The organism is Pseudomonas sp. GW821-FHT01A09, assembly GCF_058986725.1.
In genome coordinates this window covers 62,488-85,044 of record NZ_JBYSWB010000017.1, presented here as the reverse complement: position 1 = coordinate 85,044, position 22,557 = coordinate 62,488, and the positions used below count along the sequence as shown (strand labels likewise).

Below are 22,557 nucleotides of genomic sequence, written 5' to 3'. Positions count from 1 at the left end.
GCTATATCAACTCGTGTCGTTTGGCGAGGTCGGCGAGGTCCACCAGCGTGCGTACCTTGAGCTTGTACATGATGCGCAACTTGTAGGTGCTGACGGTCTTGTGGCTGATCATCATGTGCTCGGCCACTTCACTGTTACGCAGGCCGCGGGACAGCTGCTGCAACACGATCATCTCGCGATCGGTCAGGCACGCGATGGCTTCGGCTTCACTGGCGCTGCGATCACCGCGGTAGACGGAGGACTCTTCGACGTCGGGAAAGTAGGTGTAACCGGTCATGATGGCGCCGACGGCCTTGGACAACTCGTACAAACGGTCGCTCTTGCACACATAGCCCTTGGCGCCGGCCTTCATGCAGCGCGCGGAAAAATACTCGGCGGGCTGCGAGGTCAGCACCAGGATACGCGCCGGAATCCGCTGCTCACGGATGCGCTGGATGACCTCGATGCCGTCCAGCCCGGGCATGCTGATGTCGAGGATGATCAGGTCGGGGATGTAATGCTTGGCCATCTGCAGGGCCTGTGCGCCGTCGCCGGCCTCTACGATGGTGTCGAAGCGCTCCTGCTTGAGCAGCACCTTCACGCTGGCGCGAATGAACGGATGATCGTCCACGATCAATGCCTTGTACATGGGGCCCTCCCAGGGCTTTGGGGTTCGGCCAACGCCTTCAGGAGCGGCCAGGGGCACAGTATTGGTTAGGATTTCGGCAAGGTCTGTAGGACGTTTCTGAAGTTAGCTGCGACTAATCCTACAAACCGCTGATGGCCCCGTGGTTGCGGGATCCGCGCCGGAAAATAACTGCGCATGCCCCACGCTCAGCGGCAGTCGGCGTCGACTCGCAAGCACTTTGATCGCACCCTTCAAGGTGGCCGAGGTCAACTGATCAAGCATTGCGCCATCAAGGTCACCCTATGTCGGACTTATCGAACCCGCCCCCACTGCCCGCCGATCTGCACTACGTCGACGATTCCCAACCTGGCCTGCGTCGCAAGCTGCTGCGTGGTCATTTCGCCTATTTCAACGCCGACGGCGAGCGCATTCGCGACAAAGCCGAAATCGAGCGGATCAACAAGCTGGTGATCCCGCCGGCCTATACCGACGTGTGGATCTGCGCCGATCCCAATGGCCACTTGCAGGCCACCGGCCGCGATGCCCGCGGGCGCAAGCAGTACCGGTATCACCCGCGTTGGCGCGAACTGCGCGACGAGGGCAAATACGCGCGGATGATCGCCTTCGGCAAGCAACTGCCACGGGTGCGCAAACAGTTGGACAAGCACCTGAGCACTCCAGGGCTCAACCATGACAAGGTCATGGCCACGGTCATTTCGCTGCTCGATGCGACGCTGATTCGCGTCGGCAACACCCAGTACGCGCGGGACAACCGCTCCTACGGGCTGACCACCTTGCGCAATCGCCACGTCGAAGTGCATGGCAGCCAGATCGCCTTCGAGTTCCGCGGCAAGAGCGGCGTCGAGCATCAGGTCAGCGTCAAGGACCGGCGCCTGGCGGGGATCGTCAAACGTTGCATGGAGTTGCCCGGGCAGGCGCTGTTCCAGTATCTGGACGACGATGGCCAGCGCCATAAGGTCAGTTCCTCCGACGTCAATGCTTATCTGCACCGTTTGACCGGCGCCGACTTCACCGCCAAGGATTACCGCACCTGGGCCGGCACGGCGATGGCGCTGGAGATGCTGCGCGAACTGCATTGGCAGCCCGAGCCCCAGGCCAAGCAGCACATCGTCGACATGGTCAAGAAGGTCGCCCGGCACCTGGGCAACACCCCGGCGGTGTGCCGACGTTGCTATATCCACCCGGCGGTGCTGGAGCATTTCGCCTTGGGAGAACTGGCCAAGCTGCCCAAGCCGCGCCAGCGCAAGGGGCTGCGCATGGAAGAAGTGGCCTTGTCGAGTTTTCTGGAAAAACTTGCGCAGATCGCCTGAGGGTTGCGACAGGTCATGGCACACCGCAGACGCCTGTAATAGGCTTTGCGTTTATATCTTTACCCCGATCGAGCGAATATCGTCATGTCTGAGCCTGCACCTCCCCCCTTCGGCGTCGACGCCGGGCAGATCAAGATCAACAAACTCTTCGCCACACCGGTCGCCAGCCTGCAGCATCCCGACTTTCAGCGTCTCAACGCCGAGTTGCGCGAGACCATCCTGGCCCGGGAGGCTACGCACCTGAGCACCGACCACAGCAACGAAGGCGGCTGGCAGTCCACTGATGATTTCGGCCAATGGTCGGGTGCCGCCGGCGCCGAGCTGCTGGCATTCGCTCAGGAGCTGGCGAATCAATTGTCGGCGGTCAACTCGCCGGAACATGGCCTGATCGAGGCCAAGCTGACCTGGACTTGCGCGGCGTGGGCCAACATCAATCGCTCAGGCCACGGCAATGGCGTGCACGGGCACCCGGGGGCGTATTGGTCGGCGGTGTATTGGGTTGACGATGGCGGGCGCAGTGAAGACGCCTCCCTGGGCGGAGAACTGGAATTCGTCGACCCGCGCGGCGTGATGCCGACCATGCTCTACCCGGCACTGCGCATGCGCATCGAGGGCTGCCTGACGGCGGGTTTCATGAGCAAGATGGCGCCCACAGCCGGGACGCTGGTGATGTTTCCGTCGTGGCTGCTGCACTCGGTCAAGCCCCATCGTGGGGATCGGGCGCGGATTTCGATTGCGTTCAACTTCGGCCTGTAGCGAGGGGGCTTGCCCCCGATTACCCTCTATCGGCGATAAATAAGCGTTGGCTTGATCGGGAGCAAGCCCCCTCGCTACAGTGGTTTTTTGGGGTCCGGCGGCGTGCCAGGTCGTTCGGCCTCGCCCTTCTCGTTCATCTGCTTGTTCTTCTCGCCCACCTTGCCGGCATTGGCGGGCTCGCTTGCCAGGTCTTCACGTTTTGACCTGGATTCTTTATCGGACTGTGACATCAGGCATTCCTCAATAAGGACGTACCTTTCTTAGGCACGCCGATCCTGAAAAAGGTGCCATGTAATTTTCCTGAACCGATACACCCCCGCGCCAGTCAGGTTAAGGAGACCCCTCAAGATCCTTGCAGACAAGGCCTTCGACCATGCAAATATCCCTCGAAAAACAGGTTGCTCTCGTCACCGGCGCCAGCTCCGGCCTCGGCGCAGGCGCTGCCAAGGCGCTGGCGGACGCCGGTGCCGCCGTGGTGATCAACTACAACAGTCACGCCGAGCCCGCCGAAAAGCTGGCGCAGAGCATCCGCGACAACGGCGGCCGCGCCGTTGCCGTCGGCGCCGATGTGTCCAAGGAAGAAGACGTCGAGCGTCTCTTCGCCACCACTCTCGATACCTTCGGCGCCCTCGACATTCTGGTGGCCAACTCCGGCCTGCAGCGTGACGCCGCCACCGTCGACATGACCCTCGCCGACTGGAACAAGGTAATCGAAGTCAACTTGACCGGGCAGTTCCTCTGCGCCCGCGCCGCCTTGCGCCAGTTCGCACGCCAGGGGCCGCGCCTCGAAGTCTCCCGCGCGGCGGGCAAGATCATCCACATGAGTTCGGTGCACCAGTTGATTCCCTGGGCCGGTCATGCCAATTACGCCGCGTCCAAGGGCGCCATCGACCTGTTGATGCGCAGCATCGCCCAGGAAGTCGGGCAACAGCATATTCGCGTCAATGCCATCGCCCCTGGTGCGATCCGCACCGCTATCAACGCCGAGGCCATGAAGGGCGACGCGGAGAAAAAGATACTGGAGCTGATTCCCTATGGGCGCATAGGTGACGTCGAGGATGTCGCCAATGCGGTGGTCTGGCTGGCCAGCGATCTGTCCGACTACCTGCACGGCACCACGCTGTTCATCGACGGTGGCATGAGCCTCTACCCAGGGTTCCGTGACAATGGCTGAGTCCAGCGCGCACGACCTCGACCCTCTCGCTGCACAACGCCCGATCGAAGCCCATGGTCTGATCGGCAACATGCGCAGCGCCGCCCTGGTGGCCGATACTGGATGCATCGACTTTTGCTGCTGGCCGGACTTCGACAGCCCGTCACTGTTCGCCGCCCTCCTCGACACCCCTGACGCCGGCATCTTTGCGCTGGCCCCGGAACTCCCGGACGCCCGCCGGCTGCAGATCTACCTTCCCGACAGCAACATCCTGCAAACCCGCTGGATCAGCGAGCAAGCGGTGGTGGAAGTCACCGATTTCATGCCGATACCGGATAACGTCGACGACACGCCGCGTCTGGTACGCCGGGTCAAGGTCGTCAGTGGCCAGGCGACGCTGTCGATGCGCTGCCGCGTGCGTCATGACTACAGCCGCGCCGACACCCGCGCCCAAGCGGACAGCGACTGCAAGAAGCCCAGCGTGAGTTTTCACGCTGAAGGCCAACCCAGCCTGCGGCTGTGTTCCGACCAGGCACTGGCACTGGACGGCAACAGCGCCGTGGCACGTTTCGAACTCGGTGACGAGCAGACCGCCGAGTTCATCCTCGGCGGTATCGAAGACCCGCTGGTGTACGCCGACAGCAGCGACCATTGCCTGCGCGCCACGCTCGACTACTGGCGCGACTGGCTCGGCAACGCTCATTATCGGGGGCGCTGGCGCGAGATGGTCATGCGCTCGGCGCTCGCCCTCAAGCTGCTGACCTCGCGCAAGCACGGCGGCATCATCGCCGCCGCCACCTTCGGCTTGCCCGAGCAACCCGGCGGCGCGCGCAACTGGGACTACCGCTACACCTGGATCCGCGACGCGTCGTTTACCGTGTACGCCTTCATGCGCCTGGGCTTCAACCAGGAAGCCAACGCCTATATGCGCTGGGTTCACGACCGCGTCAGCAACAGCTGTGGCGAACAGGCCAAGCTGGGGATCGTCTACGGACTGGATGGGCGCGAAGAGCTGCCGGAAGCCGACCTCGATCATCTGCGCGGCTTTGGCGGTGCCCAGCCCGTGCGCATCGGCAACGGCGCCCATGAGCAGAAGCAGCTGGACATCTACGGCGAGTTGCTGGATGCCGTGTACCTGGCCAACAAGTACGGCGACGCGATTTCCCACGAAGGCTGGCGGCACGTGACGCAGCTGGTGGATCGGGTCTGCGAGAGCTGGCGCGAGAAGGACGTGGGCATCTGGGAAATGCGCGGCGAGCCGCAGCACTTTCTGCACTCGCGGCTGATGTGCTGGGTGGCGCTGGACCGGGCCCTGCGGCTGGCATTCAAGCGTTCGCTGCCCGCCCCGTTCGACCGCTGGGACAAGGAGCGGCAGGCGATCCACGATGATATCTGGAGCAGTTTCTGGAACGCCGAGCGCGGCCATTTCGTGCAGTACATCGGCAGTGATCGGCTCGACGGCTCGATGCTGCTGATGCCGCTGGTGCGCTTCGTCGGTGCCAGCGATCCATGCTGGCTGAGCACCCTGGACGCAATAGAACGCACGCTGGTGCGCGATGGCATGGTCTATCGCTATCGCACCGACGAGCAGAACGGCGATGGGCTGGACGGCAGCGAAGGCGCCTTCACCGCGTGCTCGTTCTGGTACGTGGAGTGTCTAGCCCGCGCCGGGCGCGTCGAGCAGGCTCACCTGGAATTCGAACAACTGTTGCGCTATGCCAGCCCGCTGGGGCTCTACGCCGAGGAGTTCGACAAGCACGGCAGGCACCTGGGCAACACGCCCCAGGCACTCAGCCACCTGGCACTGATCAGCGCGGCGAGCTTCCTGAACCGCAAACTGAGTGGAGAACGGACCCTGTGGCAACCATAATTGTGCGCAATTATTGCCAGATGAACAAAAGGTTGCAGGACATCTGCCGCGTCGGCAGATATCATGTGCGCAGTTAACCGGCGGTTTAGCATAAAGCCAGCCATACTTCCTTTGGGGATCGTTCCCATTTCGCCAGTAATCCGCTTCAGGACGTGTCGACGAGGATTCCCGTAACGGAATTAAATCTTCATCCGTGCGTCCATTAAGTGGGGGGTGCAGCGGAAGACACCGACCATCGGACACATTTTTTTGCGTAAAGGACTTAGGAGCCATTCATGCTGATTCTCACCCGCAAGGTAGGCGAAAGCATCATCATCAACGACGACATCACCGTTACTATCCTGGGGGTCAAAGGCATGCAGGTGCGCATTGGCATCGACGCACCCAAGGAAGTCCAGGTGCATCGCGAAGAAATCTTCAAGAAAATTCAGGCCGGTAGCCCTGCTCCGGAGAAAGACGGCCAGTAAGGCAGGCCGCTCTATAGCGAGGGGGCTTGCCCCCGATTGCGGGTCTTCAGTCACCGGGTGGTGGTTGACAGACCGCAATCGGGGGCAAGCCCCCTCGATGCGTTATGGCGGTAGTGCGAACTTCCAGTCAGTGATCAGACCGGCGTCTTCTGGTGATGATCATCCAGCGGCGCACCATGGTGCCCACCGGCCACGCGCTTGGCCTGATCGATCCCCCAATCCAGCAACTTCGGCACCGTCCAGTGATCATCCTTGGCCACGGAGGTCTCGTTGTGGATCTCCTTGCCTTCCGGCGAAAGTACCACCACCTGCCATTGCGGGCGTTTTGGGTTATGCGCCAAAGGAGTCACAGTGACGCGGATGGTGCAATGATTTGCCAGGGTTTCTTCATGGACGCGTTCCTGCCCCTCGAGCGGGCCGTTTTTATGGTCTTCGTAGTCCGTCGCTTTGTTCATGGTGAAACCTCCATCACAATCGTGATTATTGCCACTCTCTCTATAGACGACAGGCAGCAAGGCCGGAGGTTCAAGATTGAAGGCCCGGCAGCGACTGCCGGGCGCCTGGCGAGGCTCATACGGTGAAGCGCGCTACCAGGGCATTGAGGTCCACGGCCAGGCGCGACAGTTCATGGCTGGCAGTGCTGGTCTGCTGAGCGCCGGTCGCGGTCTGATTGGCCAGGTCACGGATATTCACCAGGTTGCGATCCACCTCGCGCGCGACCTGGGCCTGTTCTTCCGAAGCGCTGGCGATCACCAGATTGCGCTCATTGATCAGCGCCACCGACTCGGCGATCTGTACCAATGCACCGTCAGCGTCACGGGCCAGGGTCAAAGTGCTCTGGCTGCGCGCTGTGCTTTGCTCCATCGAATGCACCGCATCGCCGGTGCCGCTCTGGATGCCAGCCACCATCTGCTCGATCTCGCGGGTCGATTGCTGGGTACGGTGGGCCAAGGCCCGCACTTCATCCGCCACCACGGCGAAACCACGGCCGGCCTCGCCCGCGCGCGCCGCTTCGATGGCGGCGTTGAGCGCCAGCAGGTTGGTCTGTTCGGCAATGGCGCGGATCACGTCGAGGACCTTGCCAATGTCGCGCCCTTGGGCGGCCAGGCCTTCGATCAATTGCGAGGTGTGCAGCACATCCTGGGTCATGGTCTGGATGGCGCTGACCGTGGCGACCACGCGCTCCCGGCCCTGGCCCGCGAATCGGGTGGAGTCCGCGGAAGCCTGGGAGGTCGATACGGCATTGCGCGCGACCTCCTCTACCGCGGCGGTCATCTGATTGACCGCCGTGGCGGCCTGCTCGATTTCGTCGTTCTGCTGCGCCACGCCCCGGGCGGACTCCTCGGTCACCGCACTCAGCTCTTCAGCCGCCGAAGCCAGCTGCGTCGCCGAGCCGGCGATCTGCGACACGGTACGGCGCAGGCTGCCCTGCATTTCATCCAGCGCTGCCAGCAGGCGTGCTGGCTCGTCATTACCCTGGGCATCGATGGCGACTGTCAGGTTGCCCTTGGCGATGGTGCGTGCGGCCTCCAGCGCCAGGTTCAGCGGCTGAATGATGCTGCGGGTCAGCAGCCAGGCCAGCAGCACGGTGAGCAAGCAGGCGACGATGGCGAACAGGATCACTCCGGTATTGGCGAAGCGGTACTGTTCAGCGGCAATCACGCCGCTTTCTTTCGCCTCGCGTTGATTGATAGCGATCAGCTCGCGAATCTGATCGCCCATCTGATCGGTGCCCTCGTTGATGCGGGTATTGATCAACGTGCGCATCTCTTCAAGCTTGTTCTGCCCTGACAGACTCATCATCAAAGCGTTAGCGCTCAGATAGTTATCGAGTGTCGTGTTGAATTTTTTAAATACCGCCGATTCTTCGTCACCGATATCCAACGCCGCGTAGTTGCGCTGCGCTGCTTTAACTTTATCGATCAAGAATGCCGTACGGGTTTGGGCCTCGCTCAAGGCCGCGGGCTCGCGGTTGGTCAGGATACGGAACGACAGGATGCGCAATCGCAGGGTGTTTTCCGACAGGTCGCCCAGGTAAGTGATGCTGGGGATCTGGTTGGTTTCCATATCCAGCGAAGCATCGCGGATAAGGTTGATCCGGGTGGTGGCAAACCAGCCCAGGCCCACGACCAGCAGGGCGATGAAGGCGAATCCGAGAAACGCGCGAGGGGCGATATTGAGGCGGCGTAGCGACATGTCGATATCTCTCGTAAGGGCGTGCGGCGTCCGCTGCTTTGTTGTTTTCGTCCTTAGGAGGACGCGGATGCCCTCATAATGTCTATCGGCCACTTCGCCCGAACTTTAGCTCGCTGACAGAAATACTTGAGAGCTAATTATTTAACCGTTCAGTTCGTTCTATAAGGGTCAAACGATGATGGCAAATTAATATATCTGCCCATTTGTCGGACGGCCCGTGATGCACGTCAATAAAGCCGGATAAAGTTCCGGCCACAGGAAAAAATTAGTTTTATTGTCATCAGCGGGTGCTATTTTTATCCCTGCACATCAATTCCAGCTGCGGCTGGGTCCTTCCTTGGGAGCAGCAACGGATCGCTGCACGAAGCATTAGGGGCAGGCACATGAACAAGATGACGTTCCCCAATGCATGCCAGGTCATGCGTTGGCATTTTCACCCTCTGGGCTTCGAGGCCAGCATGGATGCCCCCAGCAGTATGGTTGCGCGATTGTTCGATCGCGCCAGCGGCCAGACCCTGATTGCGATTGCGGGCATCCCCTGCGCGACCGTCATGAACGCCGCCGATGTCGAGCTCATCATTGAAGCGGTCGAGGCGGAACTGGATGCGTTCATACCGCCACTATCGCTGTGCGCGGTCAGCTGACAGGCTTGGTGGCGGCGCTGCGCGGGCGGTTGTCCTCGAAGAAGGGCCTGGTGTCATCGACATGGTCCGAGGCCTTGGCAGCGCCAGCCGCGCCCTCCTTGCCCGGTGCGTCCACATACCAATAGCAATGCCGGATCGCCCTGGTCACGCCTACGTAGGCCAGGCGCAGTGCTTCGTCGCGCTGGGCCTTGTCGTAGCCTTCGACCTCGCCAGCAGCGCTCAGGCCGGCCAGCCGATACAGCTTGTTCTTGTAGGGTGAGCGGGTCACGTGCTGGCAATCCCCGACCATGAACACCACATCCGCTTGCAGCCCCTTGGCACTGTGATAGGTCAGTTGCTTGAGCCTGCGCTGAGCGAATGGCTTTCTATAATCTTCATTAACAATACTGTCTATGTACTTGTTCAGTAACGCTTTATCCGAATACTTTCGATAAAGCACCAGTACCGAATCCCCCTGCCGGTAATGCTCGCTCAAGCGTTGCGCCAAGGCTTCATCGTCGCGCTCATAAACCCGCACCGGCTCCAGGACCGACTCTTCGCTGCCCATCGACCTGGCTTTTTTGCCAGCGATGGCCGGTGTCGATTTCACCAGATGCTCGGCAGCGTCGATGATGTGCTGATGACTGCGGTAGTTGTCACTGAGCATGACCCGCGTGGTAGCGGGCGCGATGAAGGTCTTGGCGAAATCGGTGAAGTACCGCGGCGAGCTGCCGCGCCAGCCATAGATCGACTGCCAGTCATCTCCGACCACCAGCAGCGAAGAATGCTGCGCCGCGCGGCCCAGGTGCAGGTCCGCGCCGCGTCGGCGGATTTCCCGCAGACTGGCGCGCAGCCAGGAGACGATCTGCGGCGAGACGTCCTGGAATTCGTCGATCATCAGGTGCGACATCGTGCGCAACAAGGGATCACTGATCAGTCGCAGGTTTTCCGGGTTGTTCTCGCCAAACAGCGCGAACATGCGGTTGTAGGTCATGACAGGCGGTGCCTGGGCCTCCAGATGCTGCTCGAAGGCACGCCAGTAACGGCTCAGAGCCTCGAAGAACAGCCGGTCCTGATCATCACCGGGCAAGGTCATGGCGGCGACAGCGGCGCTCACGTCGAGGCCGAGGTTTTCAATGAACCCTGCGGTGGCCACGAAGGCATCCAGCAATGGCGCTGGCGCCAGCTCGCCATTGACCTTGTAGGCGAAGCCCGGGCCAGCCACGGCGTCACCTGCCAGACTCTGGATCAAGCGCCTGGCACTGGCGTAATTTTCCAGCCAGATGATCGGCTTGGGGCTGAACGCTTGAAACAAGGTGCGCTTGATGACCCACTCGGCCCAGACCGGCAACTTGGCGCCATTGCGCTTGATCTGCTGGCTTTCGCCCGGATCGAAGCCCAGCACCACCCATGCATCCAGCGCAGGAATGAACCCGTGGCAGTGAAAGGGATGGCCATTGATCTGTAACGTCATGCGGTCTGGCTCGATGCCCTGGATCGGCCAGGCCCCGGCGCGAAACCACAGGTCCTCGATACTGTCGCACAGCTCTTCGTCGCGCTTTGACGCAAGCTCGGTCACCGCGGCGCGCTTTTGCACATCAGGGTGATCGCGCTCCAGCCTGGTGAGCTGCAGAGCCTCGCGGCGCATCAGATCGATCAATTCGGCAAAGCGCTCGTCGCTGGCTAGCAGATCGCGGTAGCACAGGTTCATCTGCTGGCGTTGCGTATCGTTCAGGCGCAGATCGAAGGGGTTGCTGTCGGCCTCCTCTGTAGCGAGGGGGCTTGCCCCCGAAAATCCTGCAAGCAGGCCCTGTTCACCCGGGGCCGTGTCATCGGCGGCAAGCCCCCGCGTCACAGCGGAGTTGCCGAGGTTTTCGAAAGCCTGCAGTTGAGCGAAGCCCGGCAAGCTGCGCACCATCGGCAGGATGCGCGAGTGAAAGGTGCGCACCAGCCGTTGCGCTTCGCGCGGGCTCAGCTCACGCCCCCACAGCCCCATCACCGTCACTAGCCGGGCGATGAAATCCTTGCGCGATTCGCGGGTGAAGGTCACTACCGTCAACGCATCCAGCTCATACCCGAGGTAGTGCACCAGCAGCACGATACGCAGCACCAAGGAGGTCGATTTGCCGGCACCGGCACCGGCGATGACGCAGGTGGACGGCGTATCGCTGAAGATCATCTTCCATTGCGCCGCACTGGGTTGCTGATGCTTGGGCAGGCGCACGGCGACATCGGCCTTGATGCGCTTCTTGAGCTCGGCGCTCAATCCCAGGCGCCAATCGTCGAACAGCGCATCGTCGACACCGGGCGCGCCCGCCGCCGGGCGGGTATCACGAATCACCAGCACCTGGCGGCCTTCCTGCAGACCATCCAGATGACCCTCCTCATAGCCCTCACGCAGCCCGTCGGCATGCCCGGCGCGCTGCCCGGCGGCGTGGCCGTGAAACCACGAATCACGGTGCTGCGCCTGTAGGCGATTGAGTCCGCGCCCCAGCAATCGCGCGGCAAGGCGCTTGAACCAAGGCAATTCGGCGGGTGGCAGCAGATCGACGGACAATCGGGAAGGACGGCTCGGCACGCGGACTCCAGCTAGTTTTCGGCAGGCCGACATCTTCGCCGCTATAGCCGCGCTTGGCCAGTCAATTGCTTTGCGATCAATCGATTAGGCGACGAATCGCAAGCAGAAAATCACGTAAAGAGGCGGCTATCTATCGATTAAGCCGATGCTTCACCCACGAATTATGCGCTTTTTAATCGAGCACTATTGGCACAGAATTCCTATCCATGATCCTTTTCTTCTACGGAGACCAGCATGCTCGAATTACGGCCTTTCGCATCCCTTGGTGGTGCCGACCATGGCTGGTTGAATGCCCATCACCACTTTTCCTTCGCCCAATACCATGACCCCAAACGCGTGCACTGGGGCAATCTGCGGGTATGGAACGACGACATCATTGCCCCCGGCACCGGTTTCCCCCAGCACCCGCACCGCGACATGGAAATCATCACCTACGTGCGTGAAGGCGCCATCAGCCACCAGGACAGCCTTGGCAACAAAGGTCGCACCGAGGCCGGCGATGTGCAGGTAATGAGTGCAGGCACCGGCGTGCAGCACAGTGAGTACAACCTGGAAACGGTGGAAACGCGGATTTTCCAGATCTGGATTTTCCCTGATGACCACCAGCTTGGCGCGGCGCCATCCTGGGGCGCGCGGCCCTTTCCGAAAGGCGAGCGCGGTGAAGGCTTCGTGACCCTTGCCAGCGGCAAGGCCGAAGACGACGTGAGCTTGCGCATCCGCGCTAACGCACGTTTGGTAGCAGCGACGCTCAAGGCGGGGGAAACAGCCCAGTACGTGCTCGAAAGCGGCCGAAAAGCCTATCTGGTACCGGCGACAGGATCCATAGAAATCAATGGCTTACAGGCTAAAGCTCGAGACGGTGTTGCAATTGATAACGAGCCAGTACTGACAGTCACCGCACTGGAAGACAGTGAACTGGTGCTGGTGGATGTCGCCTGAGAAAGCACTTTAATTAACTGGGGTTTCCTCATTAATTTCAGATCCTTACAAGTCATTCCCAGAAACCGCTTCAGATTTATGTAGCGAGGGGGCTTGCCCCCGATAGATGCGAGCAACGCCCGCATTGCTATCGGGGGCAAGCCCCCTCGCTACATCGCTGCGCGCAATCAGGCGATGGCGCTGTCCACCAGCACTTGTGCCTCGCTTACCAGGCGCTGCAGGTGCGCCTCGTCGACAAAGCTCTCCGCATAGATCTTGTAGATGTCTTCAGTGCCCGACGGCCGCGCTGCGAACCAGCCGTTCGCGGTGATCACCTTCAGCCCGCCGATTGCCTGATTGTTGCCTGGCGCACGGCTGAGGACCTGTTCGATCTTCTCGCCTGCCAGTTCGGTGGAGGTGACCTGTTCGGGCGACAACTTGCTCAACAGCGCCTTCTGCTGCGGATTGGCCTTGGCTTCGACGCGAGTCGAAAACGGCTCGCCCAGCGCTTCGGTCAGCGCAGTGTACGCCTGACTCGGATCGCGCCCGGTGCGCGCGGTCATCTCGGCGGCCAGCAGTGACGGAATCAAGCCGTCCTTGTCGGTGCTCCAGACGCTGCCATCGCGGCGCAGGAACGATGCCCCGGCGCTCTCCTCGCCGCCGAAGCCCAGCGAGCCGTCGAACAGGCCGTCGGCGAAATACTTGAAGCCTACCGGCACTTCATACAGGCGCCGGCCCAGCCGCGCGGTGACTCGGTCGATCATGCCGCTGCTGACCACAGTCTTGCCCACGGCAGCGTCAGTGCGCCACTGCGGACGGTTCTGGAACAGGTAGTCGATGGCCACTGCCAGGTAATTGTTGGGGGCCAGCAAGCCGCCGCTCGGGGTCACGATGCCGTGCCGGTCGTGGTCCGGGTCGCAAGCAAAGGCCACGTCGAAACGGTCCTTGAGGCCGATCAGACCTTGCATCGCGTACGGCGAGGATGGGTCCATGCGAATCTGCCCGTCCCAGTCGACGGACATGAAGCGGAAGGTCGGGTCGACAGCGGTATTGACCACCGTCAGGTCCAGCCGGTAATGCTCGGCGATCGCCGACCAGTAGCGCACACCGGCGCCGCCCAGTGGATCGACGCCCAGGCGCAGGTTGGCCGAGCGAATCGCGTCGAAGTCGATGACGTTGATCAGATCGGCTACATAAGTGTTCAGGTAATCGTGGCGATGAGTGGTGGAGGCCTTGAGCGCCTGTTCGTAGGGCACACGCTTGACGCCCTTGAGCTCGTCGGCGAGCAGCTCGTTGGCCTTGTTCTCGATCCACTTGGTGACATCGCTGTCAGCCGGACCGCCATTGGGCGGGTTGTATTTGAAACCACCCGCCTGTGGCGGGTTGTGCGATGGCGTGATGACTACGCCATCCGCCAGGCCTTGGGTGCGACCGCGGTTGTAGCAAATGATGGCGTGGGAGATCGCCGGGGTCGGGGTGTATTCGTCGTTGGCGGCGATCATGGTTTCGACGCCGTTGGCAGCGAAGACTTCCAAAGCGCTGGCGCCCGCTGGGGTCGACAAGGCGTGGGTGTCGATACCTACGAACAACGGGCCGTTGATGCCCTTCTGCTGGCGATACAGGCAGATCGCCTGGCTGATGGCCAACACATGGGCCTCGTTGAAGCTGCCATCGAATGAACTGCCGCGGTGCCCGGAGGTGCCGAAGGCCACGCGCTGGGTTGCGACCGAGGGGTCGGGGCGCTGGGTGTAATAAGCGGTCACCAGACGCGGGATATCGACCAGCAACTCGGCGGGTGCAGTTTTTCCGGCAAACGGACTGAGCTTCATGCAAAACCTCTGAACGGGCAACTAGGGCTGAAATGGCAGTTTACTGGCAGTTCGACCATTGCGGCAGGGGTTCTATCCCTCAAGAGTCAAAAGATCACCGCGCCCTGCATCTCCAGGCGACATTGGCCAAGCATAGGGCGGCGACCTTCACTATCATCACAGGATTATCAGCCAACAAGCGCCGGCGATGTCCCAGCTCACCTCTCCTCTTGCCGAACCGCCCACCAGCGAGTCCGCGCGCCATCTGGCACTGGCACTGATCATTCTGGTCGGCTGCTCGGTGCTCGGGCTGGTGGCCTGGGAAGCGCTGACGGCGCGCCAGCAAGCGCTCGACGCCGCGCAAGTCACGGTGTCGAACCTATCGCGCTCACTGACCCAGCATGCCGAAGACACGGTCGGGGAAGCCGAGACGATATTGGCTGATCTGGTCGAGCGGGTTCACAACGATGGGGTCAAGGGCGCGCAGCATGAACGCCTGCATCGGGTGCTCAAACAGACCACCGCCGCCCTCGATCAACTGCACGGCCTCTTCATCTATGGCGCCGACGGCCGCTGGCTGGTGACCTCGAACGATGTCGACCCGCCTAACGCCAATAATGCCGATCGCGAATATTTCACCTGGCACCGCACCCATCCCGGCCCTGCCTTGCATATCGGCGCGGTGATCGTCAGCCGTTCCACGGGGGAACTGATCATCCCCGTCTCGCGGCGCCTGGACAACGCCGACGGCTCTTTTGGCGGGGTGGTGCTGGCGACCTTGAAGGTCGAATACTTCAAGAAGTTCTACGACGGCTTCGATCTCGATGAGCAAGGCGCGATCGTTCTGGCACTGGGCGACGGCACTATCCTGATTCGCCGTCCATATGACCCGAAGATAATCGGTACCAGCCTTGCTAAAGGCGTGATCTACAGCCAGATGCTGCCGCACGCCCCGACGGGTGCGCGGATGCTGCCGTCGCTGATCGATGGCGTGACCCGCATGATCGCGTACCGAGCCTCCAGCGTGTACCCGCTGCTGATCTACACCTCACAGCCCGAGTCGGCGATCTTCGCTGGCTGGCGTGCCAACCTGCTGCGTTCGGCGGTACTGGTAGCGCTGGTGTTCGCCGTGCTGGGGGCCTTCGCCATCCTGTTGCTGCGCCAGATTCGCCATAACCAGAGCACCGAGGCGGACTTGCTGCTGGCCCACGCCAGCCTGCAGCAGATGGCCATGCAGGACGGCCTCACAGGCCTGGCCAATCGCCGCCAGCTGGATCTGGCCCTGCCCCAGGAGATCGGCCGCACCGTCCGCAGCGGCCGCCCGCTGGGGCTGATCATGCTTGATATCGATCACTTCAAGCGTTTCAACGATCTATACGGCCACCCTGCCGGTGATGCCTGCATTCGTGACGTCGGGCGCGCGATTCTGGGATGCGTCGGGCGCGCCGGCGATCTGGTCGCCCGCTACGGTGGCGAGGAGTTGCTGGTGCTGCTCCCCGAAAGCGACGCCCCCGGCACCTGGCGTGTGGCGCAGCGCATCGTCGAAGCCGTGCGCGCGCTGGGCATCAAGCATGCGGGCAGTGAGCACGGGATCGTCACGGTCAGCGCCGGGCTGCATGTCTGGACCGTCACCCACCCGATTCCGACTCCCGAGGCGCTGATCGCCGCCGCTGACGTCGCGCTGTACGCTGCCAAGCACGGCGGGCGCAACCAGGTCTTTCCGACGCTCGATGAGCCGATCCGGGTGCGCCCCCAAGTGTTTTGAGCCCCAGTACGCTTAAAAACCCAGCAGCGGCTGCTCATGGATACGCAGCGTGCTCAGCTCGATGAAGGTGAAAAACCCTTCGCTCCAACCTGCGGTATCGATATGGAAGACATTGCCCAACTGCCGTGCCCGGCGCAGGGGCGTATGGCCGACCACCACCGCACGCACGTCCTTGACCCCACTGAAATCACGACGCTTGAGACGCGAGCGCGACCACTGGAAGGTCTCGTCGACGCCGCCGCCGGCATTCGGGTCATAGCCTTCTTGCAGCTCATGGGTTTGCAGGTAAGTGCGCAATGTGGTCCAGCTGGGGAACGGACAGTCCGCATGCACCAGACCGACCAGGCCGTCGGCGGTTTCGATCTCGATGGCCACTGGCAAGCGCCGGAAACGCTGGGCATAGCGCTCGCGGGTAGCCTGCGGGCTGTCGATGAACCAGGCGCCGCCACTGTGCCGATAATCCATCAGGTTGAGCCGCGAGTGACCGGCCATCAGTTGCAAGGTCAGGACCTCATGATTGCCCTGCACGGCGAAGAACCAGGGCTTCTCCAGCCAGTCGAGGGCATCGAAGCTGTCGGGGCCGCGGTCGACCAGGTCGCCGACGCTGAACAGGCGGTCGACGGCCGGATCGAAACCCAGTTGGTCCAGTGCGGCTTGCAGGCGATAGAAATGCCCGTGGATATCGCCCACGGCAAAATCACGCCCGTGGGCGTTGGCCGAAAAATGGGCGAACTGACTCATGGTGTTGCTCTCCTGGAATGCAAGCATGAACGACTGATCATGGTTGCGGGCTGAATATCAGTGAATCGCGGATGCCCTTGACCGCTGTTTCGTTATCGCTGTAACCCTGGGCCGATCCGGCATAGGACAATGACCAGGCGCTGCCTTGGGCCGTGGCGGCCACCAAGGTCTGGGTCATCACGTGGCCGCCGTTGAGCAGCACCTTGCAGGTGGTTTCCATGGCCGCCAGATTACCCAGTGTACCGGGATGGATGCTGTTGCAGACGCTTTGATAGCCACCCTTGGAGAAATCGACCTGCATCGCCTTGCGCATTTGCAGCAGTACGCCGGCCAGATTGACCTGATGGTCGGCCGCCAGTGGCGTGCGCGTCAATTCCACCACCATGGCCGGATCGCCGTTGCCGTCGGCCTTGACCGCGCGCTGGCGTCGCGCCTGATCGGCGCCCGGCGCTGGCAGATTTTCGACCTGCCAGCCGGGAGGCCAGACGATCAAACTGTCATCGGCGAGGGTCGGCGCGGTGCAAAACACCAGTATCCAAGGGAGGCATTTCAACGCGCGACGAGGCCGCCCTCCTTTCAAAACAACAGAACACAATGCCAAGGTGCACAACTCGCTGGCGAGAAAATCGAAGCGCCCAGTCTCGCAGAGCCTGCCGACCGGTTTCAATGGGCGGCCGGAAAACAGCGCTTGACCGCCACCAGATAATTTATCCGCCTATCGCCCGTGGCGCAGAATAAAACGCCTGCTCGTTCCTCTTCGACCCGGCCATTAAGGACATTTATTCTCCCGAGGCCGTCGTAAACTGATGCCATCGGCCCGCAGCGATCGGGCCTGCCACACCGTTGCACCCCACCCATAAAAAGCACAAAAGCGAGGGTTGTGAAGCGTGAATACCCCCTACGAGCCCCTGCGGCTGCATGTCCCCGAACCCAGCGGTCGGCCAGGCTGCAAGACCGACTTTTCCTATCTCAACCTGGCCGGCGCCGGCAGTGCGCGCAAGCCGCCCATCGATGTCGAACCCCGCGACACTCAAGACTTGGCCGTGGGCCTGGTGCGGGTGCTCGACGAACAGGGCCGCGCAGTAGGCCCCTGGGCACCACAACTGCCCGCCGAAACCCTGATCGAGGGGCTGCGGGCGATGATTCGCACGCGGCTGTTCGATACCCGCATGGTCACCGCCCAGCGCCAGAAGAAGATGTCGTTCTACATCCAGAGCCTGGGCGAGGAAGCCATCGGCTGCGCCCATGCCATGGCCTTGCAGTACGACGACATGTGTTTCCCCACCTACCGCCAGCAAGGCATTCTCATGGCCCGCAAGGTACCGCTGCTGGAACTGATGTGCCAGTTGCTGTCCAACGAGCGCGATCCGCTCAAGGGCCGTCAGTTGCCTGTCATGTACTCGCACAAGGAAGCCGGTTTCTTCACCATTTCCGGCAACCTGGGCACGCAGTTCATTCAAGCCGTGGGCTGGGGCATGGCCTCGGCGATCAAGGGCGACACCCGTATCGCCTCCGGCTGGATCGGCGACGGCGCCACGGCCGAGGCCGACTTTTATAACGGCTTGACCTTTGCCCACGTGTACCGCGCCCCGGTGATCCTCAACGTGGTCAACAACCAATGGGCGATCTCCAGCTTCCAGGGCATCGCCGGCGGTGAGGCGACGACCTTCGCCGGGCGTGGCGTGGGCAGCGGCATCGCTTCCTTGCGGGTGGACGGCAACGACTTCCTCGCCGTGTACGCGGTCAGCCAGTGGGCCGCCGAACGGGCGCGACGCAACCTCGGCCCGACGCTGATCGAGTGGGTCAGCTATCGCGCGGGGCCGCACTCGACTTCCGACGATCCTTCCAAATATCGCCCCGCCGACGACTGGAGCCTGTTCCCCCTGGGTGACCCGATCGCCCGCCTCAAGCTGCATCTGATCGAGCTGGGCGCCTGGAGCGATGCCGAGCACAGCGCTGCGGTCGCCGACATCGACGCCGAGATCATCGCCACCTTCAAGGAGGCGCAGCGCTACGGCACCCTCAACGATGGTCACGTGGCCAGCGATATCAGCATCTTCGACGATGTGTACTCCGAGCTGCCCGAGCACTTGCGCCTGCAACGCCAGCAGATGCAGGACCTGGCCAGCGCCCATGGTCAAGGGAGCAACGCAGCATGAACAGTCAGACCGAATTGCAACCGGCGCTGCACAACGCCAGTGCCACCACGGTAATGACCATGGTCCAGGCGATCCGCTCGGCCATGGACGTAATGCTGGAGCGCGACGACAACGTCATCGCCTTCGGTGAAGACATCGGCTATTTCGGCGGCGTGTTCCGCTGCACCGAAGGCCTGCAGGCCAAGTACGGCCAATCGCGGGTATTCGATGCGCCGATCTCCGAGGGCGGTATCGTCGGCGCGGCGGTAGGCATGGGCGCCTACGGTTTGCGGCCGGTGGTCGAGATCCAGTTCGCCGACTACGTCTACCCCGCCTATGACCAGATCACCTCCGAGGCCGCGCGCCTGCGCCATCGCTCCGCCGGCCAGTTCAGCGCGCCACTGACCCTGCGCATGCCCTGTGGCGGCGGTATCTACGGCGGGCAGACCCACAGCCAGAGCCCGGAGGCCATCTTCACGCAGGTGTGCGGCCTGCGCACCGTCATGCCGTCCAACCCCTATGACGCCAAGGGTCTGCTGATCGCCTCCATCGAGTGCGACGATCCGGTGATCTTCCTCGAACCCAAACGCCTGTACAACGGCCCCTTCGACGGCCATCACGAGCGGCCGGTGATGCCGTGGTCCAAACATCCGGCCAGTGCGGTGCCCGAAGGTTATTACCGGGTGCCGCTGGATTGCGCGGCCATCGCCCGCCCCGGCCGGGCCGCCACGGTGCTGACCTATGGCACCACGGTGCATGTCGCCGTGGCCGCTGCCGAGGAGACCGGCATCGACGCCGAGGTGATCGACCTGCGCAGCCTGTGGCCGCTGGACCTGCAAGCCATCGTCGACTCGGTGCGCAAGACCGGCCGTTGCGTGGTGGTGCACGAAGCGACTCGAACCTGCGGGCTCGGTGCCGAACTGGTGGCACTGGTACAGGAGCATTGCTTCCAGTGGCTGGAAGCACCGGTCGAACGGGTGACCGGCTGGGATACCCCCTACCCCCATGCCCAGGAATGGGCTTATTTCCCCGGCCCGACCCGTGTTGGCGCGGCCCTGCAACGCGTCATGGAGGTTTGAATGGGTACTCACGTCATCAAGATGCCGGACATCGGCGAAGGCATTGCCCAGGTCGAACTGGTGGAGTGGTTCGTCAAGGTCGGCGACAGCGTCAGTGAAGACCAGGTGGTGGCCGATGTCATGACCGACAAGGCGACGGTCGAGATCCCCAGCCCGGTCAGCGGCACGGTGATCTCCCTGGGCGGCGCCCCGGGGGATGTCATGGCGGTGGGCAGCGATCTGATCCGCATTGCGGTAGAGGGTGGGGCCGAGCAACGAGAAGCGCCCGATCTGCAAGTGCCCGAAGCGTCGCCAGCCGCTACGGAGCCGGACGCTGGAGGGGCACAGGCTATGCCCGCGACTGCGCCGGCCTGTACCCCACAGGACACCCGGCCTGCCCCGGTCGACATCGAGGATAACCAATCGGTCGCGGTGAACACGCGAACCGCTGCCACCGATAGCGGTGGAAATGACCAAGGCAACGGCCGTGCGTTGGCCGCACCCGCAGTGCGTAAACGCGCAAGTGATCTGGGGATCGATCTGCACAGCGTCGACGGCAGCGGTCCAGGCGGGCAAATTCTGCACGCTGACCTCGATGCCAGATTGCAGTCCCCACGCACGGCTCGTCCAGCCGTCTCTGCCGTGCATCAAGACAGCGAGCAGCAGATCCCGGTCATCGGCCTGCGGCGCAAGATCGCCGCACGCATGCAGGATGCCAAGCGTCGCGTCGCTCACTTCAGCTATGTCGAGGAAATCGACGTCACCGCCGTCGAGGCCCTGCGCATCGAACTAAATCAACGCTGGGGCGAGCAGCGCGGACGCCTGACATTGCTGCCCTTGCTGGTACGAGCGCTGGTGGTGGCGGTACGCGAGTTTCCGCAGATCAATGCCCGCTATGACGACGAGGCCCAGGTGATCACCCGCCATGGCGCGGTGCATCTGGGCGTCGCGACCCAGAGTGACAACGGCCTGATGGTGCCGGTGCTGCGCCATGCCGAAGCCAACGACCTGTGGAGCAACGCCAAAGAGATTCAGCGCCTGGCCGAGGCCGCGCGCCGAGGCAAGGCAACGCGCGAAGAACTCAGCGGCTCGACCCTGACCCTCAGCAGCCTGGGAGCCTTGGGCGGGATTGTCTCGACACCGGTGGTCAATACTCCGGAAGTGGCGATCGTCGGGGTCAACCGCATCGTCGAACGGCCGGTGGTGATCGACGGGCAGATCGTGATTCGCAAGATGATGAACCTGTCCAGTTCCTTCGATCATCGAGTGGTAGACGGCATGGACGCGGCGAAATTCATCCAGGCAGTCAGGCGCTTGCTCGAGCAGCCGTCGCTGCTGTTCATCGACTGATCGGCCTGTCTGCGCAGAACTGTAGCGAGGGGGCTTGCCCCCGATACGGAGTGTCAGTCACAGCAGATGTGCCTGATATTCCGTATCGGGGGCAAGCCCCCTCGCTACAGGATCAGCAGGTAACCTTGCTTCTATCCATGCGGTGCTTTGCGCTATCCTCACGCCCCTGCCTACCACCACATAAGGAGCGCACCCCGATGGCACCCAAGGATCTGTTAATCGCAATGGTCGTGATCATTGCCTGGGGCCTGAATTTCGTGGTGATCAAGATCGGCCTCGACGGCTTGCCACCCATGCTCCTGGGCGCGCTGCGGTTCACCCTGGTGGCCTTCCCTGCACTGCTGTTCGTCAAGCGTCCGCAACTGCCCTTGCGCTGGCTGGTAGCCTATGGCTTGACCATCTCCGTCGGGCAATTCGCCTTTCTGTTCGAAGCCATGGCCCACGGCATGCCGCCGGGGCTGGCGTCGCTGGTGCTGCAGGCGCAAGCCTTCTTCACGTTGTTTTTCGCCGCGGCGTTTCTCGGTGAAAAACTGCGCGCAGCCAGCCTCATCGGTTTGATCGTCGCCGCCCTGGGCCTGGCGCTGATCGGCTTCGATGGCTCACGGCCGACGCCGCTCATCGCAGTGGTGCTGACGCTGTGCGGCGCCGCCATGTGGGCCATGGGCAACATCATTACCCGGCGCTTCGGCAACATCAATCTGGTCGGTCTGGTGGTCTGGGGAGCGCTGATTCCGCCGATCCCCTTCTTCGCCCTGTCGTTGTGGCTCGAAGGGCCGGCGCTGATCGAGCAATCGTTGCTGCACATCGGCCTGCACTCGATCCTGGCACTGTGCTATCTGGCTTTCGTTGCCACCATGCTCGGCTACAGCCTGTGGAGCAAGTTGCTCTCGCGCTATCCGGCCGGCAAGGTGGCGCCCTTCTCGCTGCTAGTGCCGGTCATCGGCCTGGCATCGGCGGCGCTGCTGCTCGATGAACGCCTCGGCGAATTGCAGTGGATGGGCGGAGCTCTGGTCATGGCGGGCCTTGCGATCAACGTGTTCGGCCCCAATCTGTGGCGGCGCTTGCAACCGGTACAGGTTTGAATCGACTTAGCTGTAGCGACGGGGCTTGCCCCCGATATTGGGTGTCAGGCACATTCGCTGTGACTGATACTCCGTATCGGGGGCAGCCCCCTCGCTACAGTCATAGACCTCCAACA

The 22,557-nt window shown here is 62.4% G+C and carries 20 protein-coding genes; 12 read left to right on the top strand and 8 right to left on the bottom strand.

Annotated features, from left to right (window positions below; all coding sequences use genetic code 11):
• Position 1 precedes the first annotated feature (1 nt).
• Positions 2–628 (bottom strand): response regulator, encoded by a 627-nt coding sequence (locus AC3WJP_RS19210; RefSeq protein ID WP_493722276.1) that lies wholly within the window; start codon positions 626–628, stop codon positions 2–4.
• A 281-nt stretch (positions 629–909) separates the two neighbouring features.
• Between AC3WJP_RS19210 and AC3WJP_RS19205 the strand changes: the two genes are divergently transcribed.
• Both AC3WJP_RS19205 and AC3WJP_RS19200 read left to right on the top strand, forming a co-directional pair.
• Positions 910–1,938: a DNA topoisomerase IB gene (locus tag AC3WJP_RS19205; protein ID WP_493722275.1), complete on the top strand. Its 1,029-nt coding sequence runs from the start codon at positions 910–912 to the stop codon at positions 1,936–1,938.
• A gap of 84 nt (positions 1,939–2,022) precedes the next feature.
• Positions 2,023–2,694, top strand: coding sequence for a TIGR02466 family protein (locus AC3WJP_RS19200; protein WP_493722274.1), 672 nt, complete (start codon positions 2,023–2,025; stop codon positions 2,692–2,694).
• Between the two features lie 74 nt (positions 2,695–2,768).
• On the opposite strand, the gene AC3WJP_RS19195 is transcribed toward AC3WJP_RS19200, so the two are convergent.
• Entirely contained in the window at positions 2,769–2,924 is a 156-nt protein-coding gene (locus AC3WJP_RS19195; protein ID WP_493722273.1) for a hypothetical protein, read from the bottom strand.
• A gap of 143 nt (positions 2,925–3,067) precedes the next feature.
• Here AC3WJP_RS19195 and AC3WJP_RS19190 point away from each other — a divergent pair, with 143 nt between their 5' ends.
• From AC3WJP_RS19190 to csrA, 3 genes are all read left to right on the top strand, one after another.
• Positions 3,068–3,868 (top strand): glucose 1-dehydrogenase, encoded by an 801-nt coding sequence (locus AC3WJP_RS19190; RefSeq protein WP_493722272.1) that lies wholly within the window; start codon positions 3,068–3,070, stop codon positions 3,866–3,868.
• Positions 3,861–5,717, top strand: coding sequence for a glycoside hydrolase family 15 protein (locus AC3WJP_RS19185; protein ID WP_493722271.1), 1,857 nt, complete (start codon positions 3,861–3,863; stop codon positions 5,715–5,717). Before AC3WJP_RS19190 ends, AC3WJP_RS19185 begins: the two co-directional genes overlap by 8 nt.
• A gap of 275 nt (positions 5,718–5,992) precedes the next feature.
• Positions 5,993–6,184, top strand: a complete 192-nt coding sequence (csrA, locus tag AC3WJP_RS19180; RefSeq protein WP_493722270.1) for a carbon storage regulator CsrA — start codon at positions 5,993–5,995, stop codon at positions 6,182–6,184.
• A 134-nt stretch (positions 6,185–6,318) separates the two neighbouring features.
• On the opposite strand, the gene AC3WJP_RS19175 is transcribed toward csrA, so the two are convergent.
• Together AC3WJP_RS19175 and AC3WJP_RS19170 are read right to left on the bottom strand one after the other, a co-directional pair.
• Positions 6,319–6,639, bottom strand: coding sequence for a hypothetical protein (locus tag AC3WJP_RS19175; RefSeq protein WP_493722269.1), 321 nt, complete (start codon positions 6,637–6,639; stop codon positions 6,319–6,321).
• A 115-nt stretch (positions 6,640–6,754) separates the two neighbouring features.
• Complete coding sequence (locus AC3WJP_RS19170) at positions 6,755–8,380, bottom strand: methyl-accepting chemotaxis protein (RefSeq protein ID WP_493722268.1); 1,626 nt, start codon at positions 8,378–8,380, stop codon at positions 6,755–6,757.
• A 383-nt stretch (positions 8,381–8,763) separates the two neighbouring features.
• Between AC3WJP_RS19170 and AC3WJP_RS19165 the strand changes: the two genes are divergently transcribed.
• Positions 8,764–9,024: a DUF1652 domain-containing protein gene (locus AC3WJP_RS19165; protein WP_493722267.1), complete on the top strand. Its 261-nt coding sequence runs from the start codon at positions 8,764–8,766 to the stop codon at positions 9,022–9,024.
• Here AC3WJP_RS19165 and AC3WJP_RS19160 read toward each other — a convergent pair.
• Entirely contained in the window at positions 9,017–11,614 is a 2,598-nt protein-coding gene (locus AC3WJP_RS19160) for a UvrD-helicase domain-containing protein (protein ID WP_493722266.1), read from the bottom strand. The two genes, AC3WJP_RS19165 and AC3WJP_RS19160, sit on opposite strands and share 8 nt — an antisense overlap.
• 201 nt (positions 11,615–11,815) lie before the next feature.
• Here AC3WJP_RS19160 and AC3WJP_RS19155 point away from each other — a divergent pair, with 201 nt between their 5' ends.
• Positions 11,816–12,520, top strand: a complete 705-nt coding sequence (locus AC3WJP_RS19155; RefSeq protein WP_493722265.1) for a pirin family protein — start codon at positions 11,816–11,818, stop codon at positions 12,518–12,520.
• Positions 12,521–12,687: 167 nt separating this feature from the next.
• On the opposite strand, the gene pgm is transcribed toward AC3WJP_RS19155, so the two are convergent.
• The gene (pgm, locus tag AC3WJP_RS19150) at positions 12,688–14,328 is read right to left on the bottom strand and encodes a phosphoglucomutase (alpha-D-glucose-1,6-bisphosphate-dependent) (protein WP_493722264.1); all 1,641 of its coding nucleotides are present in this window, start codon (positions 14,326–14,328) and stop codon (positions 12,688–12,690) included.
• A gap of 187 nt (positions 14,329–14,515) precedes the next feature.
• Here pgm and AC3WJP_RS19145 point away from each other — a divergent pair, with 187 nt between their 5' ends.
• Complete coding sequence (locus AC3WJP_RS19145; RefSeq protein ID WP_493722263.1) at positions 14,516–16,072, top strand: sensor domain-containing diguanylate cyclase; 1,557 nt, start codon at positions 14,516–14,518, stop codon at positions 16,070–16,072.
• Positions 16,073–16,084: 12 nt separating this feature from the next.
• On the opposite strand, the gene AC3WJP_RS19140 is transcribed toward AC3WJP_RS19145, so the two are convergent.
• Both AC3WJP_RS19140 and AC3WJP_RS19135 read right to left on the bottom strand, forming a co-directional pair.
• The gene (locus tag AC3WJP_RS19140; RefSeq protein ID WP_493722262.1) at positions 16,085–16,813 is read right to left on the bottom strand and encodes a metallophosphoesterase; all 729 of its coding nucleotides are present in this window, start codon (positions 16,811–16,813) and stop codon (positions 16,085–16,087) included.
• A 37-nt stretch (positions 16,814–16,850) separates the two neighbouring features.
• The gene (locus AC3WJP_RS19135) at positions 16,851–17,342 is read right to left on the bottom strand and encodes a DUF4946 domain-containing protein (RefSeq protein WP_493722261.1); all 492 of its coding nucleotides are present in this window, start codon (positions 17,340–17,342) and stop codon (positions 16,851–16,853) included.
• A 358-nt stretch (positions 17,343–17,700) separates the two neighbouring features.
• On the opposite strand from AC3WJP_RS19135, the gene AC3WJP_RS19130 reads away from it, so the two are divergent.
• The 4 genes from AC3WJP_RS19130 (at position 17,701) to AC3WJP_RS19115 (ending at position 22,441) form a co-directional block, all read left to right on the top strand.
• On the top strand, positions 17,701–18,972 hold the full coding sequence (locus AC3WJP_RS19130; protein WP_493722260.1) for a 3-methyl-2-oxobutanoate dehydrogenase (2-methylpropanoyl-transferring) subunit alpha: 1,272 nt from the start codon (positions 17,701–17,703) through the stop codon (positions 18,970–18,972).
• Positions 18,969–20,030, top strand: coding sequence for an alpha-ketoacid dehydrogenase subunit beta (locus AC3WJP_RS19125; RefSeq protein WP_493722259.1), 1,062 nt, complete (start codon positions 18,969–18,971; stop codon positions 20,028–20,030). The genes AC3WJP_RS19130 and AC3WJP_RS19125 overlap by 4 nt, the downstream gene beginning before the upstream one ends.
• Positions 20,031–21,359, top strand: a complete 1,329-nt coding sequence (locus tag AC3WJP_RS19120) for a dihydrolipoamide acetyltransferase family protein (protein ID WP_493722258.1) — start codon at positions 20,031–20,033, stop codon at positions 21,357–21,359.
• A 197-nt stretch (positions 21,360–21,556) separates the two neighbouring features.
• Positions 21,557–22,441 (top strand): EamA family transporter, encoded by an 885-nt coding sequence (locus AC3WJP_RS19115; RefSeq protein ID WP_493722257.1) that lies wholly within the window; start codon positions 21,557–21,559, stop codon positions 22,439–22,441.
• Positions 22,442–22,557 lie beyond the last annotated feature (116 nt).

What these genes read in the sequence shown, in the direction of transcription:
- AC3WJP_RS19210 (WP_493722276.1), bottom strand. Translation starts at nt 628, where the DNA reads ATGTACAAGGCATTGATCGTGGACGATCATCCGTTCATTCGCGCCAGC.
- AC3WJP_RS19205 (WP_493722275.1), top strand. Translation starts at nt 910, where the DNA reads ATGTCGGACTTATCGAACCCGCCCCCACTGCCCGCCGATCTGCACTAC.
- AC3WJP_RS19200 (WP_493722274.1), top strand. Translation starts at nt 2,023, where the DNA reads ATGTCTGAGCCTGCACCTCCCCCCTTCGGCGTCGACGCCGGGCAGATC.
- AC3WJP_RS19195 (WP_493722273.1), bottom strand. Translation starts at nt 2,924, where the DNA reads ATGTCACAGTCCGATAAAGAATCCAGGTCAAAACGTGAAGACCTGGCA.
- AC3WJP_RS19190 (WP_493722272.1), top strand. Translation starts at nt 3,068, where the DNA reads ATGCAAATATCCCTCGAAAAACAGGTTGCTCTCGTCACCGGCGCCAGC.
- AC3WJP_RS19185 (WP_493722271.1), top strand. Translation starts at nt 3,861, where the DNA reads ATGGCTGAGTCCAGCGCGCACGACCTCGACCCTCTCGCTGCACAACGC.
- csrA (WP_493722270.1), top strand. Translation starts at nt 5,993, where the DNA reads ATGCTGATTCTCACCCGCAAGGTAGGCGAAAGCATCATCATCAACGAC.
- AC3WJP_RS19175 (WP_493722269.1), bottom strand. Translation starts at nt 6,639, where the DNA reads ATGAACAAAGCGACGGACTACGAAGACCATAAAAACGGCCCGCTCGAG.
- AC3WJP_RS19170 (WP_493722268.1), bottom strand. Translation starts at nt 8,380, where the DNA reads ATGTCGCTACGCCGCCTCAATATCGCCCCTCGCGCGTTTCTCGGATTC.
- AC3WJP_RS19165 (WP_493722267.1), top strand. Translation starts at nt 8,764, where the DNA reads ATGAACAAGATGACGTTCCCCAATGCATGCCAGGTCATGCGTTGGCAT.
- AC3WJP_RS19160 (WP_493722266.1), bottom strand. Translation starts at nt 11,614, where the DNA reads ATGTCGGCCTGCCGAAAACTAGCTGGAGTCCGCGTGCCGAGCCGTCCT.
- AC3WJP_RS19155 (WP_493722265.1), top strand. Translation starts at nt 11,816, where the DNA reads ATGCTCGAATTACGGCCTTTCGCATCCCTTGGTGGTGCCGACCATGGC.
- pgm (WP_493722264.1), bottom strand. Translation starts at nt 14,328, where the DNA reads ATGAAGCTCAGTCCGTTTGCCGGAAAAACTGCACCCGCCGAGTTGCTG.
- AC3WJP_RS19145 (WP_493722263.1), top strand. Translation starts at nt 14,516, where the DNA reads ATGTCCCAGCTCACCTCTCCTCTTGCCGAACCGCCCACCAGCGAGTCC.
- AC3WJP_RS19140 (WP_493722262.1), bottom strand. Translation starts at nt 16,813, where the DNA reads ATGAGTCAGTTCGCCCATTTTTCGGCCAACGCCCACGGGCGTGATTTT.
- AC3WJP_RS19125 (WP_493722259.1), top strand. Translation starts at nt 18,969, where the DNA reads ATGAACAGTCAGACCGAATTGCAACCGGCGCTGCACAACGCCAGTGCC.
- AC3WJP_RS19120 (WP_493722258.1), top strand. Translation starts at nt 20,031, where the DNA reads ATGGGTACTCACGTCATCAAGATGCCGGACATCGGCGAAGGCATTGCC.
- AC3WJP_RS19115 (WP_493722257.1), top strand. Translation starts at nt 21,557, where the DNA reads ATGGCACCCAAGGATCTGTTAATCGCAATGGTCGTGATCATTGCCTGG.